Raw genomic sequence first — 524 nt, forward strand, 5'->3', positions numbered from 1 at the left:
CGAATCATCTTTCCTTTATAGCCGATCGACGCTGATCTTCAATTTTGAGATAGGTTCTAGAGTTTTGCGCCTCTCATCACGTTGGCGGGCTGGTGGCGCCGGCGTGATTTTGCAGCAAAATCGGCGGCCGATTGCCGATCGCCCCGTGGGGCCGTTCCTCGTTATAGTATCTGCGCCAAGTCTCCACTTTTTCCTGGGCGTCTGCAAGGGACAGGAACCAATGGGCGTTGAGGCATTCCGCCCGGAAGCGGCCGTTGAAGGCCTCGATGAACGCGTTATCCGGCATGATGTAGCCGGTGTCCCGTGTTTCCAGACTCGATCTAGCCCATTAGCGTAGACCGATCCGGGCCTCGGGGCACCGGGAGCACGCAAGTGCGGGCAGGCCGTCGCACTGACATGAACTGCGAGTTCGAGGTCGTTATCTGGCCGCCCCTGCGACTAGCCCGGATGCGCTGCGAGCGCGGATCCGTAATTGTCGTGTTGCCCGCAGCTCCCTTTCGCACTGACCATGGAGGGAGAGATGA

At 59.4% G+C, this 524-nt stretch carries 1 pseudogene; it reads right to left on the reverse strand.

The features are described from left to right. Positions 1–76: 76 nt before the first annotated feature. Positions 77–280 (reverse strand): annotated as a pseudogene (locus WN73_RS11595) (integrase core domain-containing protein); the annotation flags it as partial. Between the last annotated feature and the right edge of the window lie 244 nt (positions 281–524).

This window comes from Bradyrhizobium sp. CCBAU 45394 (assembly GCF_028128655.1).
In the GTDB taxonomy this organism is placed as follows: Bacteria; Pseudomonadota; Alphaproteobacteria; order Rhizobiales; family Xanthobacteraceae; genus Bradyrhizobium; species Bradyrhizobium diazoefficiens.